This is a genomic window from Arthrobacter sp. AFG20 (assembly GCF_002892795.1).
Lineage (GTDB): Bacteria > Actinomycetota > Actinomycetes > Actinomycetales > Micrococcaceae > Arthrobacter.
This window is the reverse complement of sequence record NZ_PJMC01000006.1, coordinates 194246-211658: the sequence shown is the minus strand read 5'-3', so window position 1 is coordinate 211658 and position 17413 is coordinate 194246. Positions and strand designations below refer to the sequence as shown.

General features: G+C 67.6%; 15 protein-coding genes. 2 read left to right on the top strand and 13 right to left on the bottom strand.

Annotated elements, in window-relative coordinates; translation table 11 throughout:
* Positions 1–930, top strand: coding sequence for an alpha/beta fold hydrolase (locus CXZ05_RS09735; RefSeq protein ID WP_102972388.1), 930 nt, complete (start codon positions 1–3; stop codon positions 928–930).
* Positions 927–2003, top strand: coding sequence for a glycosyltransferase family 1 protein (locus CXZ05_RS09730; RefSeq protein ID WP_102972387.1), 1077 nt, complete (start codon positions 927–929; stop codon positions 2001–2003). The genes CXZ05_RS09735 and CXZ05_RS09730 overlap by 4 nt, the downstream gene beginning before the upstream one ends.
* Positions 2004–2036: 33 nt before the next feature.
* Here the strand turns inward: CXZ05_RS09730 and CXZ05_RS09725 are convergent, their stop codons facing one another.
* The 13 genes from CXZ05_RS09725 to pyrR form a co-directional block, all read right to left on the bottom strand.
* Positions 2037–4172 (bottom strand): primosomal protein N', encoded by a 2136-nt coding sequence (locus CXZ05_RS09725; protein WP_102972429.1) that lies wholly within the window; start codon positions 4170–4172, stop codon positions 2037–2039.
* A gap of 163 nt (positions 4173–4335) precedes the next feature.
* Positions 4336–5571 carry a methionine adenosyltransferase gene (gene metK, locus CXZ05_RS09720; protein ID WP_102972386.1) on the bottom strand — a complete coding sequence of 412 codons (1236 nt, stop codon included), beginning with the start codon at positions 5569–5571 and terminating at the stop codon, positions 4336–4338.
* A 76-nt stretch (positions 5572–5647) separates the two neighbouring features.
* Entirely contained in the window at positions 5648–6883 is a 1236-nt protein-coding gene (gene coaBC, locus CXZ05_RS09715) for a bifunctional phosphopantothenoylcysteine decarboxylase/phosphopantothenate--cysteine ligase CoaBC (protein ID WP_102972385.1), read from the bottom strand.
* A gap of 40 nt (positions 6884–6923) precedes the next feature.
* Entirely contained in the window at positions 6924–7184 is a 261-nt protein-coding gene (rpoZ, locus tag CXZ05_RS09710; protein ID WP_003800778.1) for a DNA-directed RNA polymerase subunit omega, read from the bottom strand.
* Between the two features lie 15 nt (positions 7185–7199).
* Entirely contained in the window at positions 7200–7796 is a 597-nt protein-coding gene (gmk, locus tag CXZ05_RS09705) for a guanylate kinase (protein WP_102972384.1), read from the bottom strand.
* A 43-nt stretch (positions 7797–7839) separates the two neighbouring features.
* The gene (gene mihF, locus CXZ05_RS09700; protein ID WP_102972383.1) at positions 7840–8157 is read right to left on the bottom strand and encodes an integration host factor, actinobacterial type; all 318 of its coding nucleotides are present in this window, start codon (positions 8155–8157) and stop codon (positions 7840–7842) included.
* 104 nt (positions 8158–8261) lie between these two features.
* The gene (pyrF, locus tag CXZ05_RS09695) at positions 8262–9122 is read right to left on the bottom strand and encodes an orotidine-5'-phosphate decarboxylase (RefSeq protein WP_102972382.1); all 861 of its coding nucleotides are present in this window, start codon (positions 9120–9122) and stop codon (positions 8262–8264) included.
* Positions 9115–12459 carry a carbamoyl-phosphate synthase large subunit gene (gene carB, locus CXZ05_RS09690; RefSeq protein WP_102972381.1) on the bottom strand — a complete coding sequence of 1115 codons (3345 nt, stop codon included), beginning with the start codon at positions 12457–12459 and terminating at the stop codon, positions 9115–9117. Before carB ends, pyrF begins: the two co-directional genes overlap by 8 nt.
* The gene (carA, locus tag CXZ05_RS09685; RefSeq protein ID WP_102972380.1) at positions 12459–13784 is read right to left on the bottom strand and encodes a glutamine-hydrolyzing carbamoyl-phosphate synthase small subunit; all 1326 of its coding nucleotides are present in this window, start codon (positions 13782–13784) and stop codon (positions 12459–12461) included. Before carA ends, carB begins: the two co-directional genes overlap by 1 nt.
* Before the next feature lie 4 nt (positions 13785–13788).
* The gene (locus CXZ05_RS09680; protein ID WP_102972379.1) at positions 13789–14307 is read right to left on the bottom strand and encodes a hypothetical protein; all 519 of its coding nucleotides are present in this window, start codon (positions 14305–14307) and stop codon (positions 13789–13791) included.
* The gene (locus tag CXZ05_RS09675) at positions 14307–15680 is read right to left on the bottom strand and encodes a dihydroorotase (protein WP_102972378.1); all 1374 of its coding nucleotides are present in this window, start codon (positions 15678–15680) and stop codon (positions 14307–14309) included. Before CXZ05_RS09675 ends, CXZ05_RS09680 begins: the two co-directional genes overlap by 1 nt.
* Entirely contained in the window at positions 15680–16675 is a 996-nt protein-coding gene (locus CXZ05_RS09670) for an aspartate carbamoyltransferase catalytic subunit (RefSeq protein WP_102972377.1), read from the bottom strand. Before CXZ05_RS09670 ends, CXZ05_RS09675 begins: the two co-directional genes overlap by 1 nt.
* Positions 16672–17256 carry a bifunctional pyr operon transcriptional regulator/uracil phosphoribosyltransferase PyrR gene (gene pyrR / locus CXZ05_RS09665; protein ID WP_102972376.1) on the bottom strand — a complete coding sequence of 195 codons (585 nt, stop codon included), beginning with the start codon at positions 17254–17256 and terminating at the stop codon, positions 16672–16674. Before pyrR ends, CXZ05_RS09670 begins: the two co-directional genes overlap by 4 nt.
* Positions 17257–17413: the final 157 nt, after the last annotated feature.

The window sequence follows — 17413 nt, the reverse complement described above, 5'->3', positions numbered from 1 at the left end:
ATGAGAACAGCCGACTCCGAGCCCGCTACAGCACCGTCCTTCGTCAGCAGCGGACTCGCCGCCCGCACCCGCGCATCCACGGTGCAGCTGGCGGGCAGCAACGTTGCCTACTGGGTCTACGAACCGGAAAAAACCACGGCTGACACCCGGACCATCCTGGTCATCCATGGCTTCCGCGGCGACCACCACGGGCTGCTGCGGGTGGCCGACCAGCTGCCCGAGATGCGCCTGATCATGCCCGACCTCCCCGGGTTTGGCAGCTCCGGGGCATTCACCGACGCCGCCCACAGCGTGGAGCGCTACGGCCTGTTCATCAGTGACTTCATGGCGGCCCTCGGACTCCGGCCCGACACCGTCCTGCTGGGACACTCGTTCGGCTCCATCGTGGCCGCCCATTTCGTCGCGGCCCATCCGGACGCCGTCCGCCCGCTGATCCTGGTCAACCCCATCGCCGCGCCCGCGCTGGAAGGCCCCAAGGGCCTCATGACCCGGCTGGCCGTGCTGTACTACCGCCTCTCCGCACGCCTCCCCCGCCCTCTTGGCCTGGCCTTGCTCCGCAGTCCGCTCATCGTACGGGTGATGAGCATGGCCATGGCTAAAACCAAGGACAAGGACTTGCTGCGGTTCATCCACGGGCAGCACCACGCGTACTTCAGTGCGTTCGCCACCCGGGACACCCTGCTGGAATCGTTCACCGCGTCCGTCAGCAGCAACGTGGCCGAAGTCGCGCCCAGGCTCACCCTGCCCGTCCTGCTCGTCGCCGGCGAAAAGGATGAAATCGCCCTGCTGCGGGACCAGCACCGCCTGGCCGGGCTGCTCCCCGACTCAACACTGGACGTCATCCCGGGCGTCGGCCACCTGATCCACTACGAAACGCCAGAACCTGCCGCAGGATTCATCCGCCGCTTCCTTAAGGACCACCCCGCGTGAAGATAGTCATCGATGCCCGTTTCACCCGGACCGACCACCACGACGGGATCAGCCGTTACGGTTCCAGCCTTATTGCCGCCGCCTCAAAGATCGCCGATGTGTCCATGCTCATCAGTGATCTCCGGCAGTTGGCCCTGCTTCCCGACGTTCCGTACACGCTGATCAGCAGCCCGCTCTCCCCCGCCGAGCTTTTCGTGGCCCGGAAGGTCAATCAGCTCGGCGCGGACGTGGTGGTCTGCCCGATGCAGACGATGGGCACGTGGGGACGCAAGTACGGCCTGGTGCTCACCCTGCACGATCTCATCTATTACGAACACCCGGCACCTCCGGGCTTCCTGCCGGCCCCGGTCCGGATCCTGTGGCGCCTCTACCACAAGGCGTTCTGGCCCCAGCGGCTGCTGCTTAACCGCGCCGACGTCGTCGCCACCATCAGCAGGACCACGGAGGCGCTGATGTCCAAGTACCGCCTGACCAGCCGTCCGGTGCGCATCGTCAGCAACGCTCCGCAGCCTGCCCAGCAGCCCCGCGACCCGGCAGCCGCGCCGGAAAAGACGCTGCTCTACATGGGTTCGTTCATGCCCTACAAGAACGTCGAAACCATGCTCGCCGGGATGGCCGAACTGCCTGGCTACACGCTGCACCTGCTCAGCCGGATCACCCCGCACCGCCGCGCCGAGCTTGAAGCGCAGATCCCCTCCGGAGCCCACGTTGTGTTCCATAACGGCGTGACCGACGACGAATACACGGCGCTCCTGAACCGCACCACCGCGCTGGTCACCCTGTCGAAGGCCGAGGGCTATGGCCTGCCGCTGGTTGAGGCGATGGCGCTGGGCACACCGGTGATTGCCAGCGACATTCCGATCTTCCGCGAGGTAGGGGCGGACACCGCCACCTACGTCGATCCGGAGTCGGCGACGGAGTTCGCCGCCGCCGTCCGGAACCTCGGCGACGGGCAGCACTGGCAGGAGGTCTCGCGGCGGTCCGTGACGCGGGCAGAGCAGTTCAGCTGGGACGAATCGGCCCGCCAACTGGTGGACGTGGCGGCAGAGGTCATGGCACTCCGCCGCCGGTGACCGGGCAGCCCCGACCCGGCCGACGTCGAACTTTCAGAGCACGTCAACGCCGTCGAGCCGCAGCTGCACCGGGTCCTCGGTGCGCTTGGCCGCGCCTGCGGCTTTCGCAGCCCGAAGTACCCTGGTTACCGTGGCGGCCTGCGGGTACGGGATGAACAGCAGCGTGCGCACGTCCACGCTTTCCGTGCCTGCTGCCTGAACGCCAGGGGTCTGGGTGCTCGGAGTATGGATGCTTGCCGTCTGGAGCAGCGGCGCCGGGCCGGCAACCCGCAGCTCCACGCCCTCGGCGGCCAGCAGCTTTGTTGCTGAGGCCGTGAAATGGCCGACGGCGGTGCTGCCGCCGGTGACGGCGGCCACCCTCACCGCCGGGGGCAGCTGCAGCTCAGTGCGCAGTCCCAGCTCCCGCTGGGCATACCCCGCCGGGTCCCAACGCAGCATTGCTCCGACGGCTGCAGTGTCGTCTGCGGTGATGACGACGATTCCGCCCTCGGTGGCCGGCCGGACGAGGGCAGCGGCATTAAACCAGCGCCGCACGGCGTCTTCGCCCGCGCGGAGGTTCTCCCGGCGCAGCAGTGAATCGCCGTCGAGCAGCAGGGCCGCGGCGTATCCGCCCGGCGCCACGGGCTCGGCACCCACTGTGGCCACCACCAGCGCACCCGCATCCGGCACCGTGGCCTTGACGTTCTGGCCGGAGGACGTCACCACGGCCTTGCCGGGAAACGCCCTGCCCAATTCCTCCGCCGTGCGGAGTACACCGGCCGCACCGCGGCGCAGCCGGGTGCCCTGGCAGTGCGCGCAGCGCCAGGCAGGTGCCGGCGTCGAACACCAGCGGCATTGGGGCACAGCTGCGCTGCCTGCGATGGCGAGCGGCCCCTGGCAGGACGGGCACCGTGCGGGTTCCCGGCAGGTTTCGCACGCCAGCGACGGCGCATAGCCGGCACGGGCAACCTGCACCAGGACCGGGCCGCGTTCGAGTGCCTCCTTGGCGGTGCGCCATGCCGCGCCCGGCAGCCTCGCCAGCCGGGCGAGCGGGTCGCGCTCCTGCTCAAAGCTGTCCGCCGTGTTCAGGACCCGGGGAACCGTGCGGCGGAGCACCGTGCGTTCGGCCTCCACGGGCATCGCCCAGCCGGCGTCCACCAGCCGCTGCACTTCCGTGCTGCGCGCGTGCCCCGCCAGCAGGCAGGCTGCACTCTCCTGCTCTGCACGCAGCAGCAGCACCTCGCGGGTATGCGCGTACGGGGAGCGCTGCTCCACGTGGAGGTCGTCGCCGTCGTCCCAGCACACGACGAGTCCCAGGTTCCGCACAGGGGCGTAGGCCGCGGAGCGGGTGCCCACGGCGACGCCCGCCGTGCCCTTGAGGATCCTGAGGTAGTTGCGGTACCGGGGTGTCTGGCCGTCATCGGCCGTCAGCCGCGCAACGTCATCGGCGGGCAGGATGTCCTCGAGGGCAGCCTGTACACGGTCCAGGTCGCGGTAGTCGGGAACGACGACGACGGCGCCACGTCCGGATTGCCGGACCGCGGCCACAGCGTCCGCGATGAGCCGCGGCCAGCCGTCCGCGCCGAAACCCTGCAGCGCACTGAGGGCAGCCCGGGGTGCGCCTCCGGACGCGAGATGGCGGAGGTAGGCGGCGCCGTTCCGATACCTGGTCCAGGCTGAGCCGGACAGGTCATGGTCCGCCGCGGCCTGAGTTGCCGGTCCAGCATGAGCGGCCGGTTCGACGTCGGCAAGTTCCTTCTCCACCTTGACCACCCGCGGCGGGATGGCCACGCGGAGCACGTCGCTGACGGTGCCTGCGTAGCGTGCGGCCACTCGCCCGGTGAGTTCCTGCATGGCGGGGGTCAGGACGGCGACCGGTGAGACGACCTTGTGCAGCGGGACGAGGGGCTGGCCGGCGTCGGACTCCTCAACCCGGTCCAGGATGTAGCCGCCGAGTTCCTGACCGCTGAACTTGACCCGGACGCGGACGCCCGGCTGGGCGTCATCATCCAGTTCCTCGGGCACGCTGTAGTCGAACGGCCGGTCCAGGTGCGGCAGCGGGGATTCAATGAGCACGCGGGCCACCGGACGGGCGGCAGCCAGCGGCGGGCCGCCGGCTGTCCTGGCCGTGGCCGGGAACCCCTGCAGCAGTGACAGCTGCAGAGGCTCCGGCGTGGGGTGCGAAGACATGGGCTGCGAAGCCATGCCGTTCGAAGACGTGCCGCTTGAAGACATGCCGTTAGGAGACATGGCGCCTCACCTCCGTCCTGGGTTGAATATCAGCCAACCACACGGGTCTGACATTCCTCCCGCACGGGCGCGGGCGGACCGGCTCAGGCGCGGGCGGACCGGCTCAGGCGTTGAAGTACGCCTTCAGGTCGTCCACGCGGTCCAGACGCTCCCAGGTGAAGTCCGGGTCATCGCGGCCGAAGTGGCCGTGGGCGGCCGTCTTCGCGTAGATGGGACGCTTGAGGTCGAGGGCGTCGATGATGGCGCGGGGGCGCAGATCGAAAATCTCGGCAATCGCGGCGCTGATCTTTGCCGGGTCCACGGTCTCGGTCCCGAACGTTTCGACGTAGGTTCCCACCGGGCGGGCCTGGCCGATCGCGTAGGCGATCTGGATCTCGGCGCGCTTGGCGAGCCCCGCGGCCACCACGTTCTTGGCAACCCAGCGCATGGCGTACGCCGCGGAGCGGTCCACCTTTGACGGGTCCTTGCCGGAGAAGGCGCCGCCGCCGTGGCGGGCCATGCCGCCGTACGTGTCCACGATGATCTTGCGGCCGGTGAGTCCGGCGTCGCCGACGGGGCCGCCGATCACGAAGGCGCCAGCAGGGTTGAGGATGTTGACCGTGCGGGAAATGTCCAGGTCCGCAAGGGCAAGCACCGGATCAATCACGTGCGACGCAAGGTCGGCCCGGAGCTGGTCGAGGCTGAATCCATCGGCGTGCTGGCTGGAGATCACGATGGTCTCGACGGAAACCGGGCGGTCACCGTCGTAGCCAATGGTGGCCTGGGTTTTGCCGTCGGGGCGGAGGTACGCAAGTTCACCGTTCTTGCGGACTTCGGTGAGGCGCTCCGAGAGTCGGTGCGCGATCCAGATCGGCGTCGGCATGTACGACGGGGTCTCATCGCTGGCGTAGCCGAACATCAGGCCCTGGTCACCGGCGCCCTGCAGGTCGTAATCGTCCTCCTGGCGGCCTTCGCGGGCCTCGAGGGAGTTGAAGACGCCGCCGGCGATGTCGTTGGACTGCTGCCCGATGGACACGGAAACGCCGCAGCGGGCGCCGTCGAAGCCGTTGGCAGAGGAGTCATAGCCGATGCCCAGGATGGTCTCGCGGACGATCTGTGGAATTTCGACATACGCGTCGGTGGTCACTTCGCCGGCCACGTGGACCAGGCCGGTGGTGGCCATGGTTTCCACGGCGACGCGGGACTCGGGATCCTTGTCCAGCAGGGCGTCCAGGATCGCATCACTGATCTGGTCACAGATCTTATCCGGGTGCCCTTCAGTGACCGACTCCGAGGTGAAGAGCCGAAGCGCGGCGGGTGTGGACCCGTGGGATTCTGGAATGTGCAGCGGTAAAGTCACTCAACTACCTTACTGGTTGGCAAACGGAGGGGCGGCAGCGTGTGTCCCCATGCTAAGGAGACGTTGCTTACGCCGGTCAGGTTCGCGGAAAGACCCGGCTTAGTTCGGAGGCGACGCGGTCGATGACAATGGCGGCGACGTCCTGCTTGGAGCCGGAGGCCGACTGGGGCTCGGCACCGGCCCGCGAGAGGATGACCACGGAGTTGTTGTCCTGGCCGAACACCTTGTCAGCGCCCACGTGGTTCACTACCAGCAGGTCGCAGCCCTTGCGCTTCAGCTTCGCCTCGGCGTAGGACAGCACATCACCCTGTTCGTCCCCTGTCTCGGCGGCGAAGCCCACCACGAGCTGGCTGCTGCCCGCGGCGTCGCGGACTCCGACGAGCTCGTGCAGGATGTCGGGGTTGCGGACCAGCGTGATGACGGGGTCGGCGGTGTCATCCCGCTTCTTGATTTTGCTTCCGGACACCTCGGCTGGCCGGAAATCGGCCACGGCCGCAGCCATGATGACGACGTCGGACTCGGCTGCCGCTGCCAGCATGACTTCGCGGAGCTGCAGGGCAGTCTCGACGGCGATCAGTTCGACGCCCGCCGGGGCGGGCACCTCCATGTGGGCGGCCACGAGCCGCACGGTGGCTCCGGCGTCGCGGGCGGCGGCGGCCAGCGCCACGCCCTGCTTGCCGGAGGAGCGGTTGCCCAGGAACCGGACGGGGTCCAGGGGCTCCCGGGTGCCGCCGGCGCTGATGGTCACGGTGCGGCCGGCCAGCGGGAGATGCGCCGGAACGCCCGTGTCCTGCATCAGGGCGATGGCGGCTTCGAAAATGGCCTCAGGCTCGGGCAGCCGGCCGGGGCCTGAATCGCTGCCGGTCAGCCGCCCGCTGGCGGGTTCCAGGACCGTCACGCCGCGGCTCCGCAGCGTTTCGACATTGGCCTGGGTGGCCGCATGCTGCCACATTTCGGTGTGCATGGCCGGGGCGAACAGCACTGGGCCGCTTGCCATCAGGAGCGTGTTGGTGAGCAGGTCACTGGCCTGTCCGGTGGCGGCCCGGGCCAGGAGGTCGGCCGTGGCCGGTGCAACCACGATCAGGTCTGCCTCGTGGCCCAGCCGGACGTGCTTCACCTGGTCGACGTCATCGAAGACGCTGTTGGTCACCGGGTTCCCGGACAACGCCTCCCAGGTGGCCACGCCGACAAAGCGGGTGGCTGCTTCCGTGGGGATGACGGTGACGTCATGGCCGGCTTCAGTAAAAAGCCGGAGGAGCGATGCCACCTTGTAGGCGGCGATCCCTCCCCCGACTCCGAGGACTATGCGCACGTGAACTCCGTCAGCAGGCAGTCTGTTTACTCTGCGGAGATTACTCTGCAGCTTCGATCGGCGTGGAAACCAGCTTGCCCTCGTTGATCTCGCGCAGTGCGATGGACAGCGACTTCTCGTTCAGCTTGGTGTCGACCAGCGGGCCGACATACTCGAACAGGCCCTCGTGCAGCTGTGCGTAGTACGCGTTGATCTGGCGTGCACGCTTGGCACCGAAGATCACCAGGCCGTACTTGGAATCAGCCGCCTCGAGCAGCGAATCGATCGGCGGGTTGATGATGCCTTCAAGGTTCGTGGACACGAATTCTCCAAATTTCTAACGGGCTGACGGCGTCTGCGTCTGGCGCGGGTGCGGGGTCAGCCCCATGAGTGAAACAAGCTCGTCCGCTGCCCGGCGGACGTCGTCATTAATGACGGTGTGGTCGAACTCCGGTTCAGCAGCAAGTTCTACTTTACCGGTTTCCAGCCGGCGCTGCTGTTCTTCGGCCGATTCAGTGCCCCGGCCCACCAGCCGGCGGACGAGTTCTTCCCAGCTGGGCGGTGCCAGGAACACGAACTGGGCATCCGGAAGCGCCTGCTTGACCTGGCGTGCGCCCTGCAGGTCGATCTCCAGCAGCACGGAGCGGCCTTCGGCGATGGCCTGGTTCACGGTGCTCTTCAGCGTCCCGTAGGTGTTCTGGCCGTGCACCACTGCCCATTCAAGGAATTCGCCGGCGGCCACGAGGGACTCGAACTCTTCCTTGGACTTGAAGTAATAGTGCACGCCGTCGATCTCACCGGGCCGCGGGGCCCGGGTGGTGGCCGAGACGGACAGCCAGACCTCGGGGTAAGTGTCGCGGATATAGGTGGACACGGTGCCTTTGCCAACAGCCGTAGGACCAGCGAGGACTGTCAGTCCGGGTTTGTTGCTCACGTATTCCTTTGGACGGTCTACAGATGACTCTGTTCGGATAAAGCTATTTCTCGTTCATAAAATCTACCAGCGCCCGGCGCTGGTGGATGCCCAGGCCCCGGACCCTGCGGGACGCGGCGATGCCGAGGCTGTCCATGATGGCTGCGGCCCGGACCTTCCCGATCCCCGGCAGGGCCTCGAGGAGTTCCGAAACGCGCATCCGCGCTATGGCCTCCTCGGTGCCGCCGGAGTCCAGGATCTGGGCCACGGTCAGCTCTCCGGATTTGAGCCGTTCCTTGGCCGAGGCCCTGGCAGCCCTTGCCGCCGCGGCCTTTTTGAGTGCGTCGGAACGTTCCTGCGGAGACAAGGGTCGCAAGCTCACGGTCAATTCCCCTGGGGTCAGCCAACGGATCCGCGGCCGGCGGCGTTGGAGCAGCCACGGATTTGTCCTGAACCTACTCCCTGCCGGCCGGTGAAATCAATGGACTATTCGGAGCGGAGTCCGGCGAGGGTTCGCTCCGCCGCGTTGGTCAGCTCCCGGACGCCCGGGCCGGCCTTGAGGATGTCCCGGCTGGACGTTCCCAAAACCTGGGGATAGGCGGAGCCGAAGGTCCTTCGCAGATCTGCGGGTGTGGCCCCCTGCGCGCCCAGGCCCGGGGCCAGGATCGGCCCGCGGACCGTACCCAGATCAAGCTGCAGATCTGCCAGAGCCGTTCCCACAGTGGCTCCCACCACGAGTCCCACCGAGCCCATGGCGCCCGAGTAGCGATCGTTCTCCTCCGCGGCGGCCTGGACAATCCGGCGTGCCACGGAATCGCTTCCGCCCACGTGCTGCACCGAAGCTCCCTCCGGGTTGGAGGTCAGCGCCAGCACAAACACGCCGCGGCCGTACTCGGCAGCGAGATCCAGTGCCGGCCGGAGCGATTCAAAACCCAGGTACGGGCTCAGCGTCACGGAATCCGCGGCGAGGGCAGAGCCGTCACGGAGCCAGGCGTCGGCGTACGCGGCCATAGTAGACCCGATGTCGCCGCGCTTCGCGTCTGCGATGGTCAGCACGCCCTCATCCCGGGCGGTGGCGAGCACCTCTTCGAGGACTGCCATTCCGGCCGACCCGTGCCGTTCGTACAGCGCCACCTGCGGCTTGACCGCGGCAGCGAGCGAAGCCACGGCCTCCAGGGCGGTGAGCGAAAAGCGCCTCAGGCCGGCGACGTCGTCGTTCAGGCCCCAACTGGCCAGAAGCGCAGGGTGGGGATCAATCCCGACACACAGCGGGCCGCGGTCCGCCATGGCCCGGCCCAGCCGGGAGCCGAACGACTCCCGGCCGGTACCTGGAGTCGCCTCAGGCATTCTGCGCTGCCGGGGTCTGCGCTGCTGCCTTCTGCAGGGCGGCCTCCTGCGACGCAGCGAGAGCTGCGGCGTGCTCCTGCAGGCTGGTCACCGACCAGGCGTAGGTGCGCAGGGCCTCGATGGCCTGGACGGCTGCGTTGAACTCGGCCACCGTGGTGATGCAGGGGATGCCGATGGACGTAGCAGCGGCACGGAGTTCGTACCCGTCGCTGCGGGCCTCGCCGCCGGACGGCGTGTTGAACACCATGTCGATTTCGCCGGCGATTACGAGGTCGGCGATGGTGCCTTCACCTTCGGCGCTGCTGCCCTCGGCCACCTTGCGCACCGGAGTGGCCTGGATGCCGTTGCGGCGCAGCACGTCCGCGGTGCCGCCGGTGGAGACAATCTCGAAGCCGAGGTCGGAGAGCCGCTTGACGCCCATGATCACCGAGCGCTTGTCGCGGTTGGCCACCGAGACGAAGATCTTGCCCTCCGTGGGCAGCGCGTTGTTGGCGGCCGCCTGGCTCTTGGCGAAAGCCGTGTCGAAGTGCTTGTCGATGCCCATGACCTCGCCGGTGGAACGCATCTCCGGGCCGAGCAATGAGTCCACTACCTTGCCTTCGAGCGTGCGGAAGCGGCTGAACGGCAGGACGGCTTCCTTGACCGAGACAGGAGCGTCCAGCGGCAGCGTGGAGCCGTCACCGGTCTCGGGCAGCATCTTGTAGGCGCTGCGCAGCTGGTTGATGGTCACGCCGGTGCCGATCAGGGCTGCGGCCTTGGCCATCTGCACGCCGGTGGCCTTGGACACGAACGGCACGGTCCGGGACGCGCGGGGGTTGGCTTCCAGGACGTACAGGACGTCGGAGGCCAGCGCGAACTGGATGTTGATGAGGCCGCGGACGCCCACGCCCTCGGCAATGGCCCGGGTGGCGGTGCGGACGCGTTCCAGCACGTTGTTGCCCAGGGTGATGGGCGGCAGGACGCACGCGGAGTCCCCGGAGTGGATGCCGGCCTCCTCGATGTGCTCCATGATGCCGCCCAGGTACATGTCGGTGCCGTCGAAGAGGGCGTCGACGTCGATTTCGACGGCGTCCTCGAGGAAGCGGTCGATCAGGACCGGGTGCTCGGGGGTGATTTCGGTGGCGTTGGCGATGTACCGGGACAGGTTCGGCTCGTCGTAGACGATCTCCATGCCGCGGCCGCCCAGCACGTAGGACGGGCGGACCAGGACCGGGTAACCGATCTCGTCGGCGATTTTTTTGGCGTCCTCGAAGGAGACGGCGGTGCCGTTCTTCGGGGAGACCAGGCCGGCTTCGTCCAGCACGCGGGCGAAGGCGCCGCGGTGCTCGGCGAGGTCGATCGCCTCGGGCGAGGTACCCAGGATGGGCACGCCGGCGTCGGCCAGCTGCTGGGCCAGCTTCAGCGGGGTCTGCCCGCCGAGCTGCACGAAGACGCCCATCACGCCGCCGGTGCGTTCCTCGGCCGCGATGACCTCGAGGACGTCCTCGAGGGTCAGCGGCTCGAAGTACAGCCGGGTGGAGATGTCGTAGTCGGTTGAGACGGTTTCCGGGTTGCAGTTGACCATGACGGTCTCGTAGCCGGCCTTGCGCAGCGCCATGGAGGCGTGGACGCAGGAGTAGTCGAACTCGATGCCCTGGCCGATGCGGTTGGGTCCGGAGCCGAGGATGAGGATGGACGGCTTGGAGTGCAGCGCAACCTCGTCCTCCTCGTCGTAGGCCGAGTAGTGGTACGGCGTGTAGGCGGCGAACTCGGCGGCGCAGGTGTCCACGGTCTTGTAGACCGGGCGGATGCCCAGTGCCTGGCGGACGCCGCGGACAACGGCCTCGGAGTTGTGGGTCAGTGAGCCGATCTGTTCGTCGGAGAAGCCGTGGCGCTTGGCGTTGCGGAGCATGTCCTGAGTCAGGGCGCCGGAGCGGCGGATCTCCTGGGAGATCTCGTTGAGCAGCTGGAGCTGGTCAAGGAACCAGGGGTCGATCTTGGTGGCCTCGAAGAGGTCCTCCACGCTGGCGCCGCCGAGCAGGGCGCGCTGCACCTGGTGCAGGCGTTCCGTCGTGGGGCGCTTGGCCTTTTCGATGAGCTCCGGGACTTCCCATTCGGGGACGGAGCTGAAGTCCAGCTGCGAGCCCTTCTGCTCGAGGGAGCGCAGGGCCTTCTGGAGGGCTTCGGTGAAGTTGCGGCCCATGGCCATGGCCTCGCCCACCGACTTCATGGTGGTGGTGAGGGTGTTGTCGGCGGCGGGGAACTTCTCGAATGCGAACCGCGGGACCTTGACAACCACGTAGTCGAGGGTGGGCTCGAAGGAGGCGGGGGTCTTCTGCGTGATGTCGTTCGGGATCTCGTCCAGGGTGTAGCCGAGCGAGAGCTTGGTGGCGATCTTTGCGATGGCGAAGCCCGTGGCCTTGGACGCCAGCGCCGAGGAGCGGGACACGCGCGGGTTCATTTCGATGACCACCACGCGGCCGGTCGCGGGGTCGATGGCGAACTGGATGTTGCAGCCGCCGGTGTCCACGCCGACTTCACGGATGACAGCGATGGAGATGTCGCGGAGCCGCTGGTATTCGCGGTCCGTGAGGGTCAGTGCCGGGGCCACGGTGATGGAGTCACCGGTGTGCACACCCACGGGATCGAAGTTCTCGATGGAACAGACGACAACCACGTTGTCGTTCTTGTCCCGCATCATTTCGAGCTCGTATTCCTTCCAGCCCAGGATGCTCTCTTCGAGCAGCACCTCGCTGGTGGGGCTGTACTGCAGGCCCTGGCCGACGATGCGGCGGAGGTCCTCTTCGTTGTACGCCAGGCCGGAACCGAGGCCGCCCATGGTGAAGGAGGGGCGGACCACCATGGGGTAGCCGAGGTCCTCGGCTGCCGTCAGTGCCTCGTCCATGGTGTGGATGATGTGGCTGCGGGCGGATTCGGCGCCGCAGCGCTCCACGACGCCCTTGAACTTCTCGCGGTCTTCGCCGAGCTCGATCGCGGCGATGTTCGCGCCGATCAGTTCCACGTTGTACTTCTCCAGCACACCGTTCTTGTCCAGCGCGATGGCGGTGTTCAGTGCCGTCTGTCCGCCCAGGGTGGGCAGCACGGCGTCCGGGCGCTCCTTGGCGATGATCTTCTCCACCACCTCGGGGGTGATGGGCTCGATGTAGGTGGCATCGGCGAACTCCGGGTCGGTCATGATGGTGGCCGGGTTGGAGTTGACGAGGATGACGCGCAGGCCTTCCTCCTTGAGGACGCGAAGGGCCTGCGTGCCGGAGTAGTCGAATTCGGCGGCCTGGCCGATGACGATCGGGCCGGAACCGATGACCAGGACGCTCTTAAGGTCAGTTCTCTTGGGCATTACTTCTTGTCCTCAGTCTTGTTGTCAGTCGTGGTCGGCTCAGCGGCCTGGTTCTGGAGGGCACCGTTCTGCTGGGCTTCTGCGGGGTGCCGGGCGTCCACCGGTTCCTTGGACAGGTTGGCGGTGCGGCCGTCCCGGGCGCCTTCCATCAGCTCGATGAAACGGTCGAACAGGTAGGCGGCGTCGTGCGGGCCGGCGGCGGCTTCGGGGTGGTACTGGACAGAGAAAGCCGGGATGTCCAGGCAGGCCAGGCCTTCCACGACCTCGTCGTTCAGGCTGACGTGGCTGACCTCGACCCGTCCGTAGCGCTCTTCCGGCGCGTTGGTGGGGCCGTCCAGCGGGGCGTCGACGGCGAAGCCGTGGTTCTGCGAGGTGATTTCCACCTTGCCCGTGCGGCGGTCCATGACGGGCTGGTTGATGCCGCGGTGGCCGTAGCGCAGCTTGTAGGTGCCGAAGCCGAGGGCGCGGCCCAGGATCTGGTTGCCGAAGCAGATGCCGAAGTACGGCAGTTTCTCGTCCAGGACGGTGCGGAGCAGCTTGACCTGGTTGTCGGCGGTGGCGGGGTCGCCGGGGCCGTTGGACATGAAGAAACCGTCGGGGCTGACGGCCTTGACGTCGTCGATGGTGGCGGTGGCGGGCAGCACGTGCACGCGGACGCCGCGCTCGGCGAAGCGCACCGGCGTCATGGCCTTGATGCCGAGGTCGATCGCCGCGATGCTGAAGCGTGCGTCGCCGTCCCAGCCGTGGTCCTTCGGCTCCACCACATAGGCTTCGTCGATGCTGACTTCCTCGGCAAGCCGGGCGCCTTCCATGGGCTCGCTGGCGAGCACGGCGTCGACGAGTTCCTTGTCCGTGGCGTTGGCTGCCTCGCCGGAGAAGATGCCGGCGCGCATGGTCTTGTGCTCGCGCAGGTGGCGGGTGATGGCCCGGGTGTCCACGCCCTGGATGCCGACGATGCCCTGCTCGACGAGTTCTGAGTCGAGGGATCGCTCAGACCGCCAGTTGGACGGGCGGCGGGCGGCGTCACGGACAATGTAGCCGGCCACCCAGATGCGGCGCGACTCCGCGTCCTCACTGTTTACACCGGTGTTGCCGATGTGCGGGGCCGTCTGCACCACCAGCTGGCGTGCGTAGGACGGGTCGGTAATGGTCTCCTGGTAGCCGGTCATGCCGGTGGCGAAGACCGCTTCCCCCAGGGCGGTGCCCTGCGCGCCGTAGCTGCGTCCGCGGAAGATGCGGCCGTCTTCGAGCACCAGGACGGCGGGGGCGGATGCTGCGGCCTGCGGCGCAGTTCCTGCGTTTACTGTCAGTTCGGTTTCCGTCACTTTATTACTTTCCACTATGGGGACCTGCCTGGGGGCCTGGGGAGATCATTTCCTGAAGTTGTTGGAGGACGGCCGGCTTGTCCGCGGCGCGGCGGGTGCGGAAGCCGGTGTCCAGGGCGTGGGTTCCGAGCGTCCAGCTGAGGATCAGCAGCCCGTCCTTTTCCACGAATTTACCGGCCATCCCGCTGTCCTGCCGAACACCGGCCAGCGAGGACGCCGGGATGAACAGCGGCCGTGTGCCGGAGCGGTCCAGAAGCACGCCCTCCGGGTGGATGGAGATCTGCGCGTTGGTGCGGATGCCGAGGCCGTGCACGGCAATCCTGTCCAGCCAGTCCCCCGCCGTGGTGGAGGCCACGTACTGGCCGTCCGCCGAAACCAGTGGCTCGCCCAGCCCGGCAGGGACCGCCGGCAGCTGTTCGATGTCTGACTGCCGCCGGAGCCGGTTGCGCCAGCCGATCCAGATCAGGACAAAAACGACGGCGACCACCGCCAGCATCGCAAGTCCGGGAAGGACTTTTTCCATCAGTTGGCACCTGCTGCGCCGGCAACCGGCGCTTCCGAGGGATAGCGGTAGGGCGTGTTGAGCTTGCCGTCCAGGACCGTGGGGTGGCCCTTGAAGAACGTGGCCACCACCTTGCCGGGGAGTTCCATGCCGCGGAACGGCGAGTTGCGTCCCATGGTTGCCATGGCGGAAGGATCCACGGTCCAGCGTGCGGAGGGATCGACGAGGACAATGTTGGCAGGTTCGCCCTTTTCGAGCGGCCGGCCCTGGTCCGTGAGGCGCCCGATGCCGGCCGGCGCAGTGGAGGTGACCCGGGCAAAGTCGGCCCAGGTCATCAGGCCGGTCTCGATCATGGCGTGCTGGACCACGGACAGCGCGGTTTCCAGCCCCGTCATGCCCATGGCCGCCTGCGCCCACTCACATTCCTTGTGCTCGCTCGGGTGCGGGGCGTGGTCCGTGCCGACGACGTCGATGGTGCCGTCGGCGAGGGCCGCGCGCAGGGCCTGGACGTCGTCGTTGGTGCGCAGCGGCGGGTTGACCTTGTAGACGGGGTCGTAGCTGCGGACCAGGTCATCGGTGAGCAGCAGGTGGTGCGGCGTCACTTCAGCAGTGACGTTGATGCCGCGGCTCTTGGCCCAGCGGATGATCTCCACCGAACCCGCGGTGGACACGTGGCAGACGTGGAGCCGGGAGCCCACGTGCTGGGCCAGCAGGACGTCGCGGGCGATGATGCTTTCCTCCGCCACTGCCGGCCAGCCGGTCAGGCCGAGGACAGCGGACACTTCGCCTTCGTTCATCTGGGCACCAGCGGTGAGGCGCGGTTCCTGCGCGTGCTGGGCCACGACGCCGTCGAACGCCTTGACGTACTCGAGGGCGCGGCGCATCAGGACGGGATCGTGGACGCAGATGCCGTCGTCGGAGAACATGCGGACCCGGGCGCGGGAGTCGGCCATCGCGCCGAGCTCGGCGAGCTGCTCACCGGCCAGCCCAACGGTGACGGCACCCACCGGGCGCACGTCCACCCAGCCGGCGGACCGGCCCAGGCTGTAGACCTGTTCCACCACACCGGCTGTGTCCGCCACAGGGGTGCTGTTGGCCATGGCGTGCACGGCGGTGAAGCCGCCGAGCGCTGCGGCGCGCGTGCCGGTTTCCACCGTTTCGGCGTCTTCACGGCCCGGTTCACGGAGGTGCGTGTGGACGTCCACCATGCCCGGCAGGGCGACGAGACCCTCGGCGTCGATAACCGTGGCTCCGTCCGCTGTGCCTGTCTCCGTGCCTGTCTCCGACAGGTTGGTGCCGCGTGCCGCGATGACGCCGTCGCGGATGAGCAGGTCTTCGGCGTCGCCGCCAAGGATCGCGGCGCCGCGGATAAGGTACGTGGTTTCTTCAGCCATCAGTTGCTCTCCTTCAGGGTGGCGGCTGGTTCACGGGTATCCCCGGAGAGCAGCAAATACAGGGCGGCCATGCGGATCGACACGCCGTTCTTCACCTGCGCGAGCACGGTGGAACGGGGCGAATCGGCGGCGGCCGCGGAAATTTCCAGGCCCCGGTTCATGGGGCCGGGGTGCATGATGATGGTGTCCTTCAAGCCCAGGGTGTCCAGCGCGCGGAGCCTGTTGTCGTCAAAGCCCCAGCGGCGCGAGTATTCACGGGTGGACGGGAAGAACGACGCGTTCATCCGCTCGCCCTGGACGCGGAGCATCATGACAGCGTCTACGCCCTTTTCGAGGGTCTCGTCCATGTCGTAGCTGATGCTGCAGGGCCAGCGTTCGACGCCGATGGGCAGCAGGGTGGGCGGCGCCACCAAGGTGACGTCGGCGCCGAGCGTGCGCAGGAGCCAGACGTTGGACCGCGCCACGCGGGAGTGCAGGACGTCGCCGGCAATGGCGACGCGCATGCCGCGCAGGTCCGCCCCTGTGGAGGGCAGTCCGGAGAGCTTGGTCCAGTGCCGCCGCATGGTGAACGCGTCCAGCAGCGCCTGGGTGGGGTGTTCGTGGGTGCCGTCGCCGGCGTTGATGACTGCGGCGTCGATCCAGTCCGTGGCCGCCAGCCGGTGCGGTGCGCCGGAGGCCCAGTGGCGGATCACGACGGCGTCAGCCCCCATGGCGGACAGCGTCTGGGCGGTGTCCTTGAGGGACTCGCCCTTGGAGACCGACGATCCCTTGGCGGCGAAGTTGATGACGTCGGCGGAGAGCCGCTTGGCCGCGGCTTCGAAGGAAATGCGGGTCCTGGTGGAATCCTCGAAGAAGAGGTTCACGACAGTCCGTCCGCGCAGGGCGGGGAGCTTCTTGACCTCGCGCTCCCCCACGCTCGACATTTCTTCGGCGGTGTCGAGGATGCGGACGGCGTTGGCCAGGCTGAGGTCTTCGGTGGAAAGCAGGTGCTTCATGCGCCGCCCTCGATTACCACTTCGTTGACCGTCTGGCCGTCGACGGCGTCGGTCTCCTCAAGCCGGACCCGGACCTTTTCAGCGGAGGATGTGGGCAGGTTCTTGCCCACATGGTCCGCGCGGATGGGAAGTTCGCGGTGGCCCCGGTCAATCAGGACAGCAAGGCGCACAATGCGCGGCCGGCCGAGGTCCACGAGCGCGTCCAGGGCGGCGCGGATGGTCCGGCCGGAGTACAGGACGTCGTCGATCAGCACGACCACCTTGTTGTCGATGCCCGTCAGCGGCAGCTGCGTGTGGTGCGGCGGCCTGGTGGGCTGGGAGGAGAGATCGTCCCGGAACATGGTGACATCAAGCTGGCCGACGATGGCGGCGGCGTCCACGGCGGGATCGGCGGCGGCGATTTTTTGGGCGAGCCGGACCGCAAGCGGGTAGCCGCGGCGGGGAATGCCCAGCAGCACCAGATCCTGGGAGCCTTTGTTGGCCTCGAGGATTTCATGGGCGATACGAGTGAGGGCACGGTCAATGTCCGCCTGGTTGAGAACAACCCTGGCCGGAACCGGTGCCTGCGTGACAGGAGTCATCGCTCGTCTCCCCTTTCCCCGCCTCACGGGACGGAATTAAAAAAGGAACATTTGCCTTCCAAAATTACCACACGGGCGCCTGCGCCCTGCCCCGCCAGAAGGCGTCGTCCGTCACACCGAGGGGCGCTGTGCTTTGTTGCCCACAGCGGGGCACATA